The following is a 15,190-nucleotide window of genomic DNA, read 5'->3' on the forward strand; positions in this document are numbered from 1 at the left end:
ATGCTGCCAAAGTCGCAAGCGAAATTAATCGATGATTGCCAGACAATCAGAAAAGCAGCTAATCATCAGAATGACCATAGAAAGTATCAGGGATAACTTACGATGAGTGAAATCATTTCCGCAGCGGTTTTATTGATCCTGATTATGGATCCACTCGGAAACTTACCTATCTTCATGTCGGTGCTAAAACACACCGAACCGAAGCGCCGCCGGGCAATTATGATCCGCGAGCTGCTGATTGCGTTGCTGGTGATGTTTATCTTCCTTTTCGCGGGCGAAAAAATCCTCGCGTTCCTGAATTTACGCGCAGAAACGGTCTCTATTTCCGGCGGGATTATCCTGTTCCTGATTGCCATTAAGATGATTTTCCCGAGCGCGGAAGGGAGCAGCAGCGGGCTACCAGCGGGTGAAGAGCCGTTTATTGTGCCGCTGGCGATTCCACTGGTTGCCGGGCCGACTATTCTGGCGACGCTGATGTTGCTGTCGCATCAGTATCCGAATCAGATGAGCCATCTGGTGATTGCCCTGCTGATTGCCTGGGGCGGGACCTTTATTATTTTGCTGCAATCGTCGCTGTTTTTACGTCTGCTGGGCGAGAAAGGGGTGAACGCGCTGGAGCGCCTGATGGGGCTGATTCTGGTGATGATGGCGACACAGATGTTCCTGGACGGGATCCGAGCGTGGATGAAAGGCTAGCAAGGTAAATGCAAAACGGCAACCACGTTGCCGTTTTTAGTGTCTGCTCCCTCTCCCCGTGGGAGAGGGCTGAGGGTTCCCCAGTCATTTTTGTCTTTATTCAGCGATGATATTACGCCATTGAAATAAAAGGCTTACAGCGGCGCCATGGTCCGGCTGAAAATCGCCGAAGAGTTTACGGAAGGCCGGGTTGCCAGGGTAGCGGCGGTGAGCTACCCTGGCACGTTCACGGGTATTGTGGTGATAGAGTAGCAAGGAAAATAAAGTGAACGGAATAACCACCTCAGCCTTATGTTCCCCTGTACACACAAAAAAGCCGGGTGGCGCTAGCGCTTACCCGGCCTACGATTTGAGATTCGGCATTTGAGTTTTTTGTAGGTCGGGTAAGGCGAAGCCGCCACCCGACAAAATCCAATCTCTGCGGCCTGATGCCCTCACCCCGGCCCTCACCCACAGGGAGAGGGAGCAAACATCAAAAAGGCAACTTACGTTGCCTTTTGCGTTTTCCTTGAGAGGGAGAAAACCGGAGTTAGCTCAGCAGCGTAAACGCAATCATCCCGACAATTGCACCTGTTGTGCCGAGGATAGTTTCCATCAGCGTCCAGGTTTTCAGGGTTTGTGCTTCGGTCGCACCGGTGAATTTACCGAACAGCCAGAAGCCTGCGTCATTCACGTGAGACACTACGATAGACCCACCTGCAATACAAATTGACAGCGCGGCCATCTGTGCACCGGAGTAATGCAGCTGTTCAATCACCGGCATCACCAGGCCCACGGCGGTTAAACACGCCACGGTCGCAGAGCCCTGAATGATACGCACCGCAGCCGCCAGCACGAAGCAGGTTACCGCAATCGGCAAGCCCATGCCGGTCAGCGCTTCACCCAAAGCCGGGCCCACACCGGAATCCACCAGCACCTGCTTGAACACGCCACCGGCACCGATCACCAGCAGGATGATACCCGCCGGTTGCAGCGCCGCACCGCAGATCTCCATCACCCGGTCTTTCGGCATCCCCTGACGCATCGCCAGGCCGTAAATCGCCACCAGACACGCCACCAGGATCGCCGTGAACGGATGGCCGATAAACTCAAACCATTCGTAGGCGCTAGAGCCCACCGGCACGAAACGCGCAGCGATGGTTTTCAGGCCCACCAGAACCAGCGGCAGCAGGATCAGCGACAGGCTGAATCCGAAGGACGGCATTTTGCCTTCGCCGAGGTGCGGCTCGGTAATGTCATCAGGAATGTGCAGCTCAACATAACGGCTGATGAAATTGCCCCACAGCGGGCCGGCAATAATCATCCCCGGAATTGCCGCGCACAGGCCAATCAGGATCATCCAGCCAAAGTCAGCGTGCATCTGGGACGCCAGCAGCATCGGTGCAGGCCCCGGCAGCAGGAACGCTGCGGCGGCCGCCACGCCCGCAAACAGCGGAATAACCAGCTTCACAAGGTTGGTGCCGGTATGGCGCGCCATCGAGAATGCCACGCTAATCAGCAGCACCACCGCCACTTCGAAGAACAACGGCAGCGCGCAAATCAGACCGGCCAGACCAATCGCATAGTGCGCGCGGCTGTGCCCGAAGGATTTCAGCATTTTGACGGCTATCTGATCGACTGCGCCCGTCTCATGCAAAATCTTGCCAAACATCGCACCCAGTGCCACGACAATCGCCAGGAAGCCCAGCGTGCCGCCCATCCCTTTTTCCATGGTCGCTGCGATTTTGTCGAGCGGCATTCCGGAAAACAGACCTGCACCAATAGAAACCACCATCAAAGCAACGAAAGCGTGCATACGCGCTTTCATCACTAAAAACAGCAGCAGCAAAACAGAACCTACTGCTGTTAAAACAAGCGTTAATGTACTCACAACTTACTGCCTTTTATTAATAACCTCGATGGTGCTGGCAACAACACCTTCCAGTGACTGATCGATATCAACCACTAAGACATCTTTTTCATCCGAACCCGGCTCCTGCAACGCTTCAAACTGCGTCACCAGCATCTGGGTTTTGAAGAAGTGACCTTTGCGCGCCTTCAGGCGGCTTTCAATCACCTCGAAATCACCTTTCAGGTAGATGAAAGAGAGGTTCGGGTTACCGTCACGCAGCAGGTCGCGGTAGGTTTTTTTCAGCGCGGAACACACAATCAAAGAGACTTTGTTGGTGCGCTGCATCGCGAACGCAGCGTCGTTCAGCGCCTGCAACCACGGTTTGCGGTCGTCGTCGTTCAGCGGTTCGCCTGCAGCCATTTTGGTGATGTTGCTGCGCGGATGGAGGAAGTCGCCATCAAGAAACGCGGCATGAAGTTGATGCGCCACTTCGCTGGCAACGGCAGATTTACCGCTACCGGAAACGCCCATCAGGACGTAAACGTGGTGATCATGATTAGTCGTGCTCAAAGGGAGTCCCTCAGTCAATTGTTACGGGTAACTGTTATCGGTAACATTGTCCTGCCGGGGCAAAACAGAAGCAATATCCAAACGTGCGCGAAGTGAATAAGTGTGAGCTACTTCAAATTTGTCAGGTTAAATAGATCCACCTGGTGACAAGGTGAAACCTAAATCTAACATTTTAGGGGTCACGACCTCACCACGAATGCGCGCCAGCAGGCGTTCTGCGCCAATACGACCCATGCGTTCACGCGGTGTCAGGACGCTCGCCAGACGCGGCTCCATCACCTGGCCAATGTCATGGCCGTGGAAACCAGCAATCGCCATATCATCAGGGATTTTCAGCCCCAGACGCTGACATTCGAACGCCGCACCGACCGCGAGGTCATCGTTGGTGCAGAAAATACCGTCCAGTTGCGGATACTCGCGTCGTGCCTGGCGCATCAACTCAATACCCGACGTATAGGAAGAGGACTGCTCCACCATCACGCTGTACGGGGTTAAGTTCGCGTCGAGCATCGCCTGCTCGTATCCCTTCTGTTTGATGATAGTACGTTCATCAAGACGCGCACCCAGGTAGGCCACATGGCGATGACCGCGGGCGATGATCGCCGCGGTCATTTGACGCGCCGCTTCGAAGTTATCAAACCCGACGGCGATATCGAGGCAGGGCGACTGGCTGTCCATCAACTCCACCACCGGGATGCCGGCCACTTCAATCATTTTCAGCGTGCGCGGGGTGTGAGTACGTTCCGTTAAAATCAGGCCGTCGATGTTCCAGGAAAGCATTGATTCAAGACGTTCTTCTTCCAGTTCCGGCTTATACCCGTAGTGCGCCAGCATGGTCTGATAACCAAACGCATCGGTCACACTTTCGATACCGCGTAATACTTCGGCGAAAACCTGGTTGGTTAAGGAAGGAAGCAGGACACCTACCGCGCGGCTGGTTGCGTTGGAGAGAATATCGGGTGCGCGGTTGGGGATATAACCCAGTTCATCGAGGGCAGCGGCAATCTTGCCACGCAACGCCACGGAAACCTGTTCCGGGTTACGTAAAAAACGGCTGACCGTCATTTTGGTCACACCGACGCGATCGGCTACATCCTGAAGTACGGGGCGTTTCTTTTTCATCGTCCTGAGAAATCTTAAGTGATAGATTTTCTCAGTTTATCACGGACAAAGCCCATCCTTCCCCTTTCAGAGGGAAGGATGGGCAATTATTTATGAATTATCAAACCGGCGGCAGATCGAACAACAGAATTTCGCTTTCGCAGTCGGCATGAACGGACAGTGCCTGCTCATCCCAGATTGCCAGACCATCAGCCGTGGTGGCTTTAGTACCGTTAATGGTCACTTCACCTTTCACCACCTGGATCCACACGCGGCGGTTGGCGGAAATCTGATGCACAGACTGCTCGTTTTTCGCCAGCGCCCAGCGATACAGTTCCATATCCTGGTTCACTTTCAGGGAACCTTCACGCGCATCCGGGGACAGCACCAGCTGTTTGCCCTGCTCTGCGTCGAAACGACGCTGTTCGTAACGCGGCGTGATGCCGGTTTTTTCTGGAATGATCCAGATTTGATACAGGTGCAGTTTTTCCGTTTTGCTTGGGTTGTACTCAGAGTGACGCACCCCGGTACCCGCGCTCATAATCTGGAACTCGCCCGCCGGAACCTGTTCTTTGTTGCCCATGCTGTCCTGGTGCTCAACCGCCCCTTCAAGCACATAAGTCAGGATTTCCATATCTTTGTGCGGGTGAGTACCGAAGCCCTGGCCTGCGTCGATCACGTCATCGTTAATCACGCGCAGTGCAGAGAAGCCCATGAAATTCGGGTCGTAGTAATCAGCAAACGAGAATGAATGCCATGAGTCCAGCCAGCCATGATTCGCGTGACCACGTTCGTTTGCTTTGCGTAAGTAGATCATTGTTTCACCCTCAGTTCGTTTCGATGGAGTAAGTGTGGACGCAAACGGCCTGGGATCATAGAGGGTGAAAATTGACTCCTCTGTTCAAAAAATATGAATAATTACAGAGGAGCCATTTTTACTTATCTGGCGAGGGTTATCGTGGCAGGAGAAGCCTGTTCAAAGGCCCGTTCAAGGATTTCCAGGTTGGTCAGAACTTCAGTTTCCTTGACGTAATTCGGCACGCCGTTGCTGAGGGTGTCAAACAACGCATCGTACACGCGGCCATAGTCTCCCGTTTCAGGCGTCAGTTCTTCCCTGGCCGTTACGCCGTCATCGTTCACGTACTCCAGCACGCCCACGGAATCATCCGCCGCAAAACCGGGGTCGCCCGGCATGATATTGGCCTTCAGGCTGGTTTCCTGCTGGTCAATGCCGTACTTGATAAACGACCCTTTCGTGCCATGGACGATGAATTTCGGATAGTCGATTTTCACCAGATGGCTGGTTTTGACGATGGCCTTCAGGTCGCCGTAAAACAGCTGCGCTTCGAAGGTATCGTCCGGGTTGGCTTTATTACGCAGGCTGCGGATGTCATACGCCACGTTACCCGGGCGGCCAAACAGGGAGATTATTTGGTCCATCGTATGCACACCCAGGCCATAGAACGCGCCATCCTGCGGCTGGCCGGGTTTGGTTTCCGCCACCGGACGGAAGTAATCAAAATGGCTTTCAACCTCAACGATATCACCGAGCTTGCCGCTCTCAATCGCCTTTTTTGCCGTCAGGAAGCAGCTGTCAAAACGGCGATTCTGGTATGGCGTGACGATCAGCCCTTTGCTTTTCGCCAGCGCAAACAGGGTTTTCGCTTCGGCAAGCGTCGGGGTGAACGGTTTTTCCACCAGCACATTTTTCCCGGCTTCCAGCGCGCGTTTTGCGTAGTCGAAATGGCTGTCGGCATGGGTACAGACGATCACCAGTTTGACCTGCGGATCGTTTAAGACCTCATCAAGATCGCTGGTGAAATGAATATGGGAATACTGCGGAGATTGCTCTTCAGGTTTCGCGCTGCGGCGGTAGACGTGGGCAACGTGCCAGCGGTCTTTGCGGTTAAGAACATACGGCAGGTGATACCGGGTGGTGCTTTTACCAAATCCAATAAATGCGCAATGTAGGGTCATGGCTCAGTCCTTTTGGAAGGTTACTGGGACTTACCATAACAAAAAAAAAGCCAGCTAGAAGCTGGCTAAAGTAATACTGGAAGCAATGTGAGCAATGTCGTGCTTTCAGGTTCCCGTAGCGGTTTTCCTGAATGCGAGACAATAATAATCATTCTCATTCGCACTTGTCCAATACTTTTTGCAAAAAATAGCGGTTGACTCAAGTTTTAAAGTCACTGATGTTGAAAGAGACATTAACCCACAGAGGACGAAGGAATGAGTGAGATAGTGATACGCCACGCTGAACCGAAAGATGCCGAAGCATTACGCCAGAATTATATGCATCCGGAGGTGTATCACGACACGCTACAACTACCTCATCCTTCCCTTGAGCATTGGCAGGAACGCCTTATCCCTAAGCCTGGCCAAAAACGCCTGGTGGCCTGCATCGACGAGAAAATCGTCGGCGATCTGGCGCTTCAGGTGGAAGCAAGCCCGCGCCGCAGCCACGTGGCAACCTTTGGTATCAGCGTTGCAGCACAGGCTCAGGGGCGCGGAGTCGGCAGCGCGTTAATGCGTGAGATGATCAACCTTTGCGACAACTGGATGCGCATCGACCGTATTGAGTTAACGGTGTTTGCTGATAACCCGCCAGCGCTGGCGTTGTACCGGAAATTTGGTTTCGACATTGAGGGTACGGGCAAGAAATTCGCGCTGCGCAACGGCGAGTATGTGGATGCGTATTATATGGCGAGAATGAAGTGACACACTCCCCTCACCCCGGCCTCTCCCCATAGGGGCGAGGGAGAAAAGACCGCACCGTGCAATCCCCTCTCCCCTATGGGGAGAGGGTTAGGGTGAGGGGAATAATCAGTACCCTGCCGTTAAATCATCCACCGAACGCGGATCCGATGCCCCAAACAGCGCACCGTCCGGCCCGACCATAATGCTCTGGGTGCTGCCCATCGCCTCTTTCACCGCCACTTTCTGCCCGCGCTGCTCCAGCAGTTTGAGGGTGTCCGGGCTAAAGCCCTTCTCGACGCGCAGCTCATCCGGCAACCACTGATGGTGGAAACGTGGGGCGTTAGTGGCTTCCGCCACGTTCATCCCAAAATCGATACTGTTCACCACCATTTGCAGCACGGTCGTGATAATACGGCTGCCACCAGGGCTACCGGTCACCAGCCAGGTTTTACCGTCTTTCACCACAATAGTGGGCGACATAGACGACAGCGGACGTTTCTTCGGCCCGACGGCGTTGGCATCACCACCCACCAGCCCGTAGACGTTTGGCACGCCCGGTTTGGCAGAGAAATCATCCATCTCGTTATTCAGCAGAATACCGCTGTTACCCGCCACAATCCCGGTACCGAAGGTGGTGTTAAGCGTGTAGGTCACCGCCACCGCGTTACCGTCTTTATCCACTACCGAGAAATGCGTGGTCTGGTTGCTTTCATACGGTGCCAGCTTGCCGGGGCGGATTTCACTCGACGGTTTAGCTTTATTGATATCAATCTCATCAGCAATGGATTTGGCATAGGCTTTGTTGGTCAACGCCTGCCACGGCACCTTCACAAAGTCCGGGTCACCAAGATATTCCGAACGGTCGGCGTAGGCGCGTTTTTCCGCCTCCGCCATCACCTGCATGGCATCCGCGCTGCCGAAGCCAAACTTGCGCATATCGAAGTTTTCAAGAATGTTGAGGATCTGCACGATGTGGATCCCGCCGGAAGACGGCGGCGGCATAGAGAACACCTGATAACCACGATAGCTTCCGCTAATCGGCTCGCGTTCAACCGCCTTGTACTCAGCCAGATCCGCTTTGGTGATTAACCCGCCGTTCTTTTGCATCTCTTCGGCAATCTGGTCCGCTATCGCCCCTTTGTAAAAGGCATCCGGCCCGTGCTCCGCAATCAGCTCCAGGCTTTTCGCCAGGTTTTTCTGCACCAGCCTGTCGCCTTTTTTCAGCGGCTCGCCGTCTTTCCAGAAGATGGCCTTACTGTTTTCATGATTCGGGATCACTTCGCTGCCGTAGGTTTTCAGGTCGTCAGCCAGCGCATCGTTTACCACAAAACCGTCTCGCGCCAGTTTAATGGCAGGCTGCACCACTTTATTGAGCGGCATCGAGCCGTATTTTTCCAGCGCCAGGGAGAAGCCTGCCACCGTACCCGGCGTGCCGGATGCCAGGTGCGACGTAAGCGATTTTTTGCTGTCCGGGTTGCCCTGGTCATCAAGGAACATATCGCGGGAAGCCTGATTCGGCGCCATTTCACGGAAATCGATGGCCGTGGTTTTGCCATCTTTGGTGCGTAGCATCATAAAGCCGCCACCGCCCAGGTTACCGGCCTGTGGGTGCGTTACCGCCAGCGCGTAACCCACAGCCACCGCCGCATCTACCGCGTTCCCACCCTGCCTGAGAATATCCACGCCGACTCGCGTGGCCATCGCATCAACCGATGCCACCATGCCATGCGTCGCCCGCACGGGATGAAACACATCTTCCTCCACGCCGTAGGACACTGGCGGAGCGGCTGGCGGGTTCGCCGCCACGCTAAATGTGCCGCTGGCCATTAACGCCGCGATTGCAATCCAGCGCAAATACGTTGGTTTCATAGTTATTGTTCTCCAGGTGATGGGATCCATATTCCCGGGTTAAGCCTGGTTCACAACTCCTAAAAAATCATTGTTATGCTGGATCCGAGGTAAACTTAAGAAAAGCCTCAGAGGGGGAGAAAACCATGAAACGATTACTGATCCTGGCCGCATTGTTACCTTTTGCTGCACTTGCACAGCCACTCAACACCATGAATAACCCGAACCAACCGGGCTATGTCATTCCGAGCCAGCAACGTATGCAAACCGAGATGATGGGCCAACAGCAGCAACAAAAAGGGATGCTCAACCAGCAGTTGAAAACGCAAACCCAACTCCAGCAGCAGAGCCTGCAAAATCAAATGAATGCCAATACTCAACGCATTCAGCAGGGTCAGGTACGTGAACAACCGCTGCCAAATCAAAACGGCGGCATGTTAGGCGGGGGAACAACGCAGAGTAGCGGACAGCAGCATATGCTGCCGTCACAGTCGAATGGCAGTATGCTTAATAATCCGCAGAATTAAAAGCCGGGCCAATCTGGTCAATGGCGTCAGTGCAGATGCAATCCACACCCCAGCGTAGCAGTTCGGCTGCACGCTGGGGTTTGTTGACGGTGTAGACCAGAATATGCAGCCCCGCCGCTTTTAACATCTTCACCCGCGCTTCATCCAGCAGCTTGTGGTTCAGGTGAATCGACACGCAGGCTAAACGCGTGGTTAGCGCGTGCCAGTCTTCACGCCACTCATCCAGCAGTAACCCGCGCGGCAGTTCCGGTACTGCCGCCTGAGCCGCTTCCAGCGCGTCAATTTCAAACGACGAGAGTAACGGCGCGGTCATCCCTTCCCACAGTTCGCGTGCGGCCAGGGCAATCACCTTGCCGGTTATCGGCCCGGTGCCGGTGGTCGGTTTGATCTCAATGTTGGCCATCATCCCGTGTTGACGACAGCGGTCGGCCACTTCCGCCAGCAGCGGCAGTGGTTCGCCTTTGAATTCGCCGCTGAACCAGCTTCCGGCATCCACTTTCAGCAGGTCGCGCCACGGCAGCTCACCCGCGACACCCCAGCCGTTGCTGGTGCGTTCAAGGTTGTCATCGTGCAGCAGAAAAATTTCGCCGTCTTTCGACAGCTTGGCGTCGAATTCGATCATCGTGTGACCATAACGCGCACCGGTGTCGATGGCCGCCAGGGTGTTTTCCGGCGCCAGTTTACCGCCGCCACGGTGGGCGACGATGTGGGGATAAGGCCAGTTACTCATATGCGTTGTCCTGTTTCACCGTCAAATAAGTGCAGGTGATTTTCCGGCAGATGCAGCCACAGCGTGCTGCCTGCTTTAGGGCGTTCCTGATGTGCCAGACGCACCACCAGTTTTTGCTCGCCCCAACGTCCGTGCGCCAGGTTGTCTGCACCCAGCATCTCCAGCGTGTCCATCACCAGCGGCACGCCGCCTTCCGCCTGAGAGGTCAAGCCAATATGCTCCGGGCGGATCCCGAGCGTCATTTTACGCCCGGCGTAGCCACGATAGTACCAGTTGACCGGCAAAGTCATACCGCTTTCCAGCTCAAAATGGGTACCCGCGCTGCTGATACGCCCTTCCAGCAGGTTCATTGCCGGGCTGCCGATAAAGCTCGCCACAAAGCGGGTGGCCGGTTTTTCGTACACTTCCACCGGGGTGCCAATCTGCTCGGCGATCCCTTTATTCATCACCATCACGCGCTGGGCAAGCGTCATCGCTTCGACCTGGTCGTGGGTCACGTACAGGGATGTCGTTTTAAGACGACGGTGCAACTGTTGCAACTCAAGGCGCATCTGCACACGCAGCTTGGCATCCAGGTTTGAGAGCGGTTCATCGAACAGGAACACCGCCGGGTCACGCACGATAGCGCGGCCCATTGCCACGCGCTGACGCTGGCCACCGGAAAGCTCGCGCGGGCGGCGTTTGAGAAGGCCGTCCAGCTCCAGAATACGGGCCGCTTCTTTGACGCGCTCATCGATATGGCTTTTACCCATACCGCGGATTTTCAGCCCCCAGGCCATGTTCTCTTCCACGCTCATGTGCGGATAAAGCGCATAGTTCTGGAACACCATCGCGATACCGCGGTCTTTTGGCTCCATTTCGGTGACGCGCTGGCGGTCAATCCAGATATCGCCGGATGTCACGCGCTCAAGCCCCGCCACCATGCGCAGCAGCGTCGATTTGCCGCAGCCTGACGGGCCAACCATCACGATAAATTCTCCGTCCGCTACGTCGAGCGTTAACGGCTGAATGACCTGGGTTTTGCCGTCCCAGCTTTTGGTTACTGCCTGAAGTTTTAAACCTGCCATCTTATTTCTCGCTATCGACCAGGCCGCGGACAAACGCACGCTGCATGGCTAAAACAATGACTACGGGTGGGATAAGGGTGAGCAGCATCGCCGCCATCACCTGGTTCCAGAGGGTGGTGCCTTCGCCGGTGGCGATCATGCCTTTGATGCCCGCCACGGCGGTGCCGAGGTTGACGTCCTGGATAATCAGCAGCGGCCAAAGATACTGGTTCCAGCCGTAGATAAAGGTGATCACAAACAGCGCCGCGAGGTTGGTTTTCGACAGCGGCAGCACGATGTCGCGGAAGAAGCGCATCGGTGAAGCGCCGTCGATACGCGCGGCTTCAATCAGTTCGTCCGGCAGGGTCATAAAGAACTGGCGGAACAGGAAGGTGGCGGTCGCCGAGGCCATCAGCGGCAGGGTTAAGCCCGCGTAGCTGTCCAGCATCTTGAGGTTGGCGATCACTTCCACCGTCGGGAAAATACGCACTTCCACCGGCAGCATCAGGGTGATGAAGATCATCCAGAAGAACAGGTTACGCAGCGGAAAGCGGAACCAGACGATGGCGAAAGCCGAGAGCATCGACACCGTGATTTTGCCGACCGTAATGCCGAACGCCATGATGAAGCTGTTAAGCATCATCAGCCAGAACGGTGCGCTGTTGGCGCCCACGCCCTGGGTCCAGATGGTTTTCATGTTCTCGAACAGATGCCCGCCCGGGATCAGCGTCATGGGGGTGTCGAACACCGCTTTGGTATCAAGCGTGGCGGCAACAAAAGCCACGTACAGCGGGAACAGAATGACGATGATGCCCAGAATCAGCATGGTATGGCTGAAAATCGTCAGCCCGCGACGGTTCTCAATCATTGGTAGCGCACCTTACTTTCGACATAACGGAACTGCACCACCGTAAGGATGATGACAAGGAACATCAGCACGACGGACTGCGCGGCAGAGGCCGAGAGGTCCAGGCCGGCAAACCCTTCGCGGTAGATCTTATAGATAAGTGTGGTCGTTGCCTGCACCGGGCCACCGGCGGTGGCGGCATCGATCACCGGGAAGGTGTCGAAGAAGGCGTACACCAGGTTGACCACCAGCAGGAAGAAACTCACCGGGGCGATCAGCGGCAGCGCCAGCTTAAAGAAGCGACGGATCGGGCCTGCGCCATCAATCGCAGCCGCCTCAACCAGCGAACGCGGAATGGATTGCAGAGCGGCAAAGAAGAACAGGAAGTTATAGCTGATCTGCTTCCATACAGAGGCGAACACCACCAGAAACATCGCCTGGCCACTGTTCTGCGCATGGTTCCAGTCGTAGCCAAACTCCGCCAGAAAATGGGTAATCAGCCCGCGCCCAGGGTTAAACAGGAAGATCCACAGCACGGCGGCGACGGCAGGCGCAACAGCGTAGGGCAGCAGCATTAACGTCTGATAAATACGGCTGCCACGCACCACATAATCCACCAGCGCGGCAAAGAACAGCGAGGCGACAAGGCCGCTCACGGTCACCAGGGTGCTGAATTTGATCGTCGTCCAGAAGGCGTCGATATAGTAGCTGTCATGCCACAGGGCTGCGAAGTTATCCAGGCCAACGAACTGGCTGGAAAGGCCAAATGGATCAACGCGTTGCACCGAGTACCACAGCGCTTCGCCCGCAGGCCAGATAAAGAAGATGACGGTGATGACCAGTTGCGGCGCGACCAGCAGATACGGCAGCCAGCGCGAACGGAACACCGGACGGGATGATGACATTGAGATTTGCTTCCTGAACAATGCCGGGTGGCGGCTACGCCTTACCCGGCCTACATGTGGCACATCGTAGGCCCGGTAAGCGCAGCGCCACCGGGCAAGTTACAGATTACGATTTAGTCGACTGCTCAAAGCGACGCAGCAGCTGGTTACCACGCTCTACCGCTGAATCCAGCGCCTGCTGTGGCGTTTTCTTGCCGGTCCACACGCTTTCCAGCTCTTCATCGACGATGGTACGGATCTGCGGCATATTGCCCAGACGCAGACCTTTCGTGAACGGCAATGGCGGCTTGTTCAGCATCTGACGCGTGGCGATATCCGCACCCGGGTTCTTGTCATAGAAGCCCTGCTGACGGGTCAGGTCATACGCGGCTTTGGTGATTGGCAGGTAGCCGGTCTTCTGGTGCCATTCGGCGGCATTTTCTGGCTTCGCCAGGAAATCCAGGAACTCGGCAACGCCTTTGTAAGTCCCGTTGTCTTTACCTTGCATCACCCACAGGCTTGCCCCGCCGATGATGGCGTTCTGCGGCGCGCCTTTCGCATCAGCGTCGTAAGGCATCATGCCCACGCCGTAGTTGAATTTGGCGTAATGACGGATATCCGCCAGCGAGCCGGAAGAGGCGGTAGTAATGGCGCAATCACCGTTGTAGAACTTCTCGGTGGATTCGTCTTTACGGCCGAAGTAGCTAAAATCGCCCTTCTTGTTCAGTTCCTCCAGCAGCGCGATGTGTTTCACCTGCTCTGGTTTGTTGAACTCCAGTACCGCGTCAGTGCCGTCGAAACCGTTGTTTTTGGTGGCAACCGGCAGGCCGTGCCAGGCGCTGAAGTTCTCAATCTGGATCCAGCCCTGCCAGCCGCTCGCATAACCACACTTCATCCCCGCGGCTTTCAGCTTGGCGGTGTACTCAGCCAGATCCTGCCAGGTTTTTGGCGGCTGCTCTGGATCTAAACCGGCTTTCTTGAAGGCGTCTTTGTTGTAGTACAGAACAGGGGTGGAGCTGTTAAACGGCTGAGACAGCAGGTGGCCGGTTTTGGAATCGGTGTAGTAACCGGAAACGGTCGGCACGAACTGGGATTCGTCGAAGTTGATACCCGCGTCTTTGAACACTTCATACACCGGTTTAATGGCTTTAGAGGCCATCATGGTGGCGGTGCCCACTTCATAAACCTGTAACAGTGCAGGCGCGTTACCGGTACGGAAGGCAGCGATGCCCGCGCTCAGGCTCTGCTCGTAGTTACCTTTGTACACCGGCACAATTTTGTAATCCGGGTGGGTGTCGTTGAAACGTTGCGCCAGGGAGTCAACTTCTTTACCCAACTCCCCTTCCATGGAATGCCAGAACGGAATGGTGGTGACAGCCATTGCGTTCGTCGCAAAAGCCAGACCAATTGCCAGACCCAAAGCTGTGTGTCGTAACGATGTCATTGTCATCTCTCTTATTGTGCCGGATGCGCGATATCACGCGTTTTATGCTCGCGAGGTAACATGACATGCTCGAATGACAGAAAAATAACTGTTTATTTACAGAATGATGACAACAAAGCGTCAGGGGGATGATGGTTGTGTGAAGGGGATTGGGGTTTGGGTGCGGTCTGATGCCCTCACCCCGACCCTCTCCCACGGGGAGAGGGAGAAAACACTAAAAAAGGCAACGTGCGTTGCCTTTTTGCTTTTACCTAGCCGCCTAAATACGCACTCCGCACCGCTTCGTTGGCCAGCAGCGCATCGCCGGTATCGGATAGCACGACGTGACCGTTCTCCAGCACGTAGCCGCGGTCGGCGAGTTTCAGCGCCTGATTGGCGTTCTGCTCGACGAGGAAGATGGTCATCCCTTCTTTACGCAGCTGTTCGATGGTGTCGAAAATCTGCTGGATGATGATCGGCGCAAGACCAAGCGACGGTTCATCAAGCAGCAGCAAACGTGGCTGGCTCATTAGCGCACGGCCAATCGCCAGCATCTGCTGTTCACCCCCAGACATGGTGCCTGCACGCTGAATACGCCGCTCCCACAGGCGCGGGAAGAGTTCATACACTCGCTTGATACGGGTCTGGAACTGGTCACGGTCGGCAAAGAAGCCGCCCATTGCCAGGTTCTCTTCCACCGTCATACGCGAAAACACACGACGCCCTTCAGGGACAATCGCCACCGCTTCTCGCATGATTTTGGCGGTCTGCCAGTCGGTAATATCTTTGCCATCAAACACAATCCGCCCGCTGGTGGCACGCGGATCGCCGCACAGGGTGCCGAGCAGCGTGGTTTTACCTGCGCCGTTCGCCCCAATCAGGGTAACGATTTCGCCCTGATTGATATGCAGGCTGACATCATGCAGCGCCTGAATCTTGCCGTAATGCGCGTTGACCTTGTCGAACGTTAACATCGCTTTTTCCATC

Annotated in this window: 15 protein-coding genes; 3 read left to right on the top strand and 12 right to left on the bottom strand. The window is 55.3% G+C overall.

What is annotated here, in order from left to right; all coding sequences use genetic code 11:
- Positions 1-102: 102 nt before the first annotated feature.
- Entirely contained in the window at positions 103-696 is a 594-nt protein-coding gene (yhgN, locus tag ACT9TW_RS03565; RefSeq protein WP_003861574.1) for an NAAT family transporter YhgN, read from the top strand.
- A gap of 529 nt (positions 697-1,225) precedes the next feature.
- Here yhgN and gntU read toward each other — a convergent pair.
- The 5 genes from gntU to ACT9TW_RS03590 all read right to left on the bottom strand — a co-directional run bounded on the left by gntU (position 1,226) and on the right by ACT9TW_RS03590 (position 6,175).
- Positions 1,226-2,566 (bottom strand): gluconate transporter, encoded by a 1,341-nt coding sequence (gene gntU, locus ACT9TW_RS03570; protein WP_182062827.1) that lies wholly within the window; start codon positions 2,564-2,566, stop codon positions 1,226-1,228.
- 3 nt (positions 2,567-2,569) lie between these two features.
- Positions 2,570-3,097 (bottom strand): gluconokinase, encoded by a 528-nt coding sequence (gntK, locus tag ACT9TW_RS03575; protein ID WP_182062828.1) that lies wholly within the window; start codon positions 3,095-3,097, stop codon positions 2,570-2,572.
- 126 nt (positions 3,098-3,223) lie between these two features.
- Entirely contained in the window at positions 3,224-4,219 is a 996-nt protein-coding gene (gntR, locus tag ACT9TW_RS03580; RefSeq protein ID WP_152082572.1) for a gluconate operon transcriptional repressor GntR, read from the bottom strand.
- Positions 4,220-4,319: 100 nt separating this feature from the next.
- Positions 4,320-5,015, bottom strand: coding sequence for a pirin family protein (locus ACT9TW_RS03585; RefSeq protein ID WP_446491667.1), 696 nt, complete (start codon positions 5,013-5,015; stop codon positions 4,320-4,322).
- A gap of 122 nt (positions 5,016-5,137) precedes the next feature.
- Positions 5,138-6,175, bottom strand: coding sequence for an oxidoreductase (locus tag ACT9TW_RS03590; RefSeq protein WP_446491668.1), 1,038 nt, complete (start codon positions 6,173-6,175; stop codon positions 5,138-5,140).
- A gap of 255 nt (positions 6,176-6,430) precedes the next feature.
- Between ACT9TW_RS03590 and yhhY the strand changes: the two genes are divergently transcribed.
- Positions 6,431-6,919, top strand: coding sequence for an N-acetyltransferase (gene yhhY / locus ACT9TW_RS03595; RefSeq protein WP_446491669.1), 489 nt, complete (start codon positions 6,431-6,433; stop codon positions 6,917-6,919).
- Between the two features lie 105 nt (positions 6,920-7,024).
- Here the strand turns inward: yhhY and ggt are convergent, their stop codons facing one another.
- A complete protein-coding gene (gene ggt / locus ACT9TW_RS03600; protein WP_446491670.1) occupies positions 7,025-8,767 on the bottom strand; it encodes a gamma-glutamyltransferase in 1,743 nt (580 codons plus the stop codon).
- Between the two features lie 125 nt (positions 8,768-8,892).
- Here ggt and ACT9TW_RS03605 point away from each other — a divergent pair, with 125 nt between their 5' ends.
- A complete protein-coding gene (locus ACT9TW_RS03605; protein WP_182062832.1) occupies positions 8,893-9,273 on the top strand; it encodes a DUF2756 family protein in 381 nt (126 codons plus the stop codon).
- Here the strand turns inward: ACT9TW_RS03605 and ugpQ are convergent.
- The 6 genes from ugpQ to livF all read right to left on the bottom strand — a co-directional run bounded on the left by ugpQ (position 9,254) and on the right by livF (position 15,189).
- Positions 9,254-10,003 carry a glycerophosphodiester phosphodiesterase gene (gene ugpQ / locus ACT9TW_RS03610; RefSeq protein WP_446491671.1) on the bottom strand — a complete coding sequence of 250 codons (750 nt, stop codon included), beginning with the start codon at positions 10,001-10,003 and terminating at the stop codon, positions 9,254-9,256. The two genes, ACT9TW_RS03605 and ugpQ, sit on opposite strands and share 20 nt — an antisense overlap.
- A complete protein-coding gene (locus tag ACT9TW_RS03615; protein ID WP_446491672.1) occupies positions 10,000-11,070 on the bottom strand; it encodes a sn-glycerol-3-phosphate import ATP-binding protein UgpC in 1,071 nt (356 codons plus the stop codon). Before ACT9TW_RS03615 ends, ugpQ begins: the two co-directional genes overlap by 4 nt.
- 1 nt (position 11,071) lies before the next feature.
- Complete coding sequence (gene ugpE / locus ACT9TW_RS03620; RefSeq protein WP_028015153.1) at positions 11,072-11,917, bottom strand: sn-glycerol-3-phosphate ABC transporter permease UgpE; 846 nt, start codon at positions 11,915-11,917, stop codon at positions 11,072-11,074.
- Positions 11,914-12,801, bottom strand: coding sequence for a sn-glycerol-3-phosphate ABC transporter permease UgpA (ugpA, locus tag ACT9TW_RS03625; RefSeq protein WP_446491673.1), 888 nt, complete (start codon positions 12,799-12,801; stop codon positions 11,914-11,916). The genes ugpE and ugpA overlap by 4 nt, the downstream gene beginning before the upstream one ends.
- Before the next feature lie 106 nt (positions 12,802-12,907).
- Positions 12,908-14,224 (bottom strand): sn-glycerol-3-phosphate ABC transporter substrate-binding protein UgpB, encoded by a 1,317-nt coding sequence (gene ugpB / locus ACT9TW_RS03630; protein WP_446491674.1) that lies wholly within the window; start codon positions 14,222-14,224, stop codon positions 12,908-12,910.
- Positions 14,225-14,475: 251 nt separating this feature from the next.
- Positions 14,476-15,189: a high-affinity branched-chain amino acid ABC transporter ATP-binding protein LivF gene (gene livF, locus ACT9TW_RS03635; RefSeq protein WP_446491675.1), complete on the bottom strand. Its 714-nt coding sequence runs from the start codon at positions 15,187-15,189 to the stop codon at positions 14,476-14,478.
- Between the last annotated feature and the right edge of the window lies 1 nt (position 15,190).

Source organism: Enterobacter sp. C4G1 (assembly GCF_052886895.1).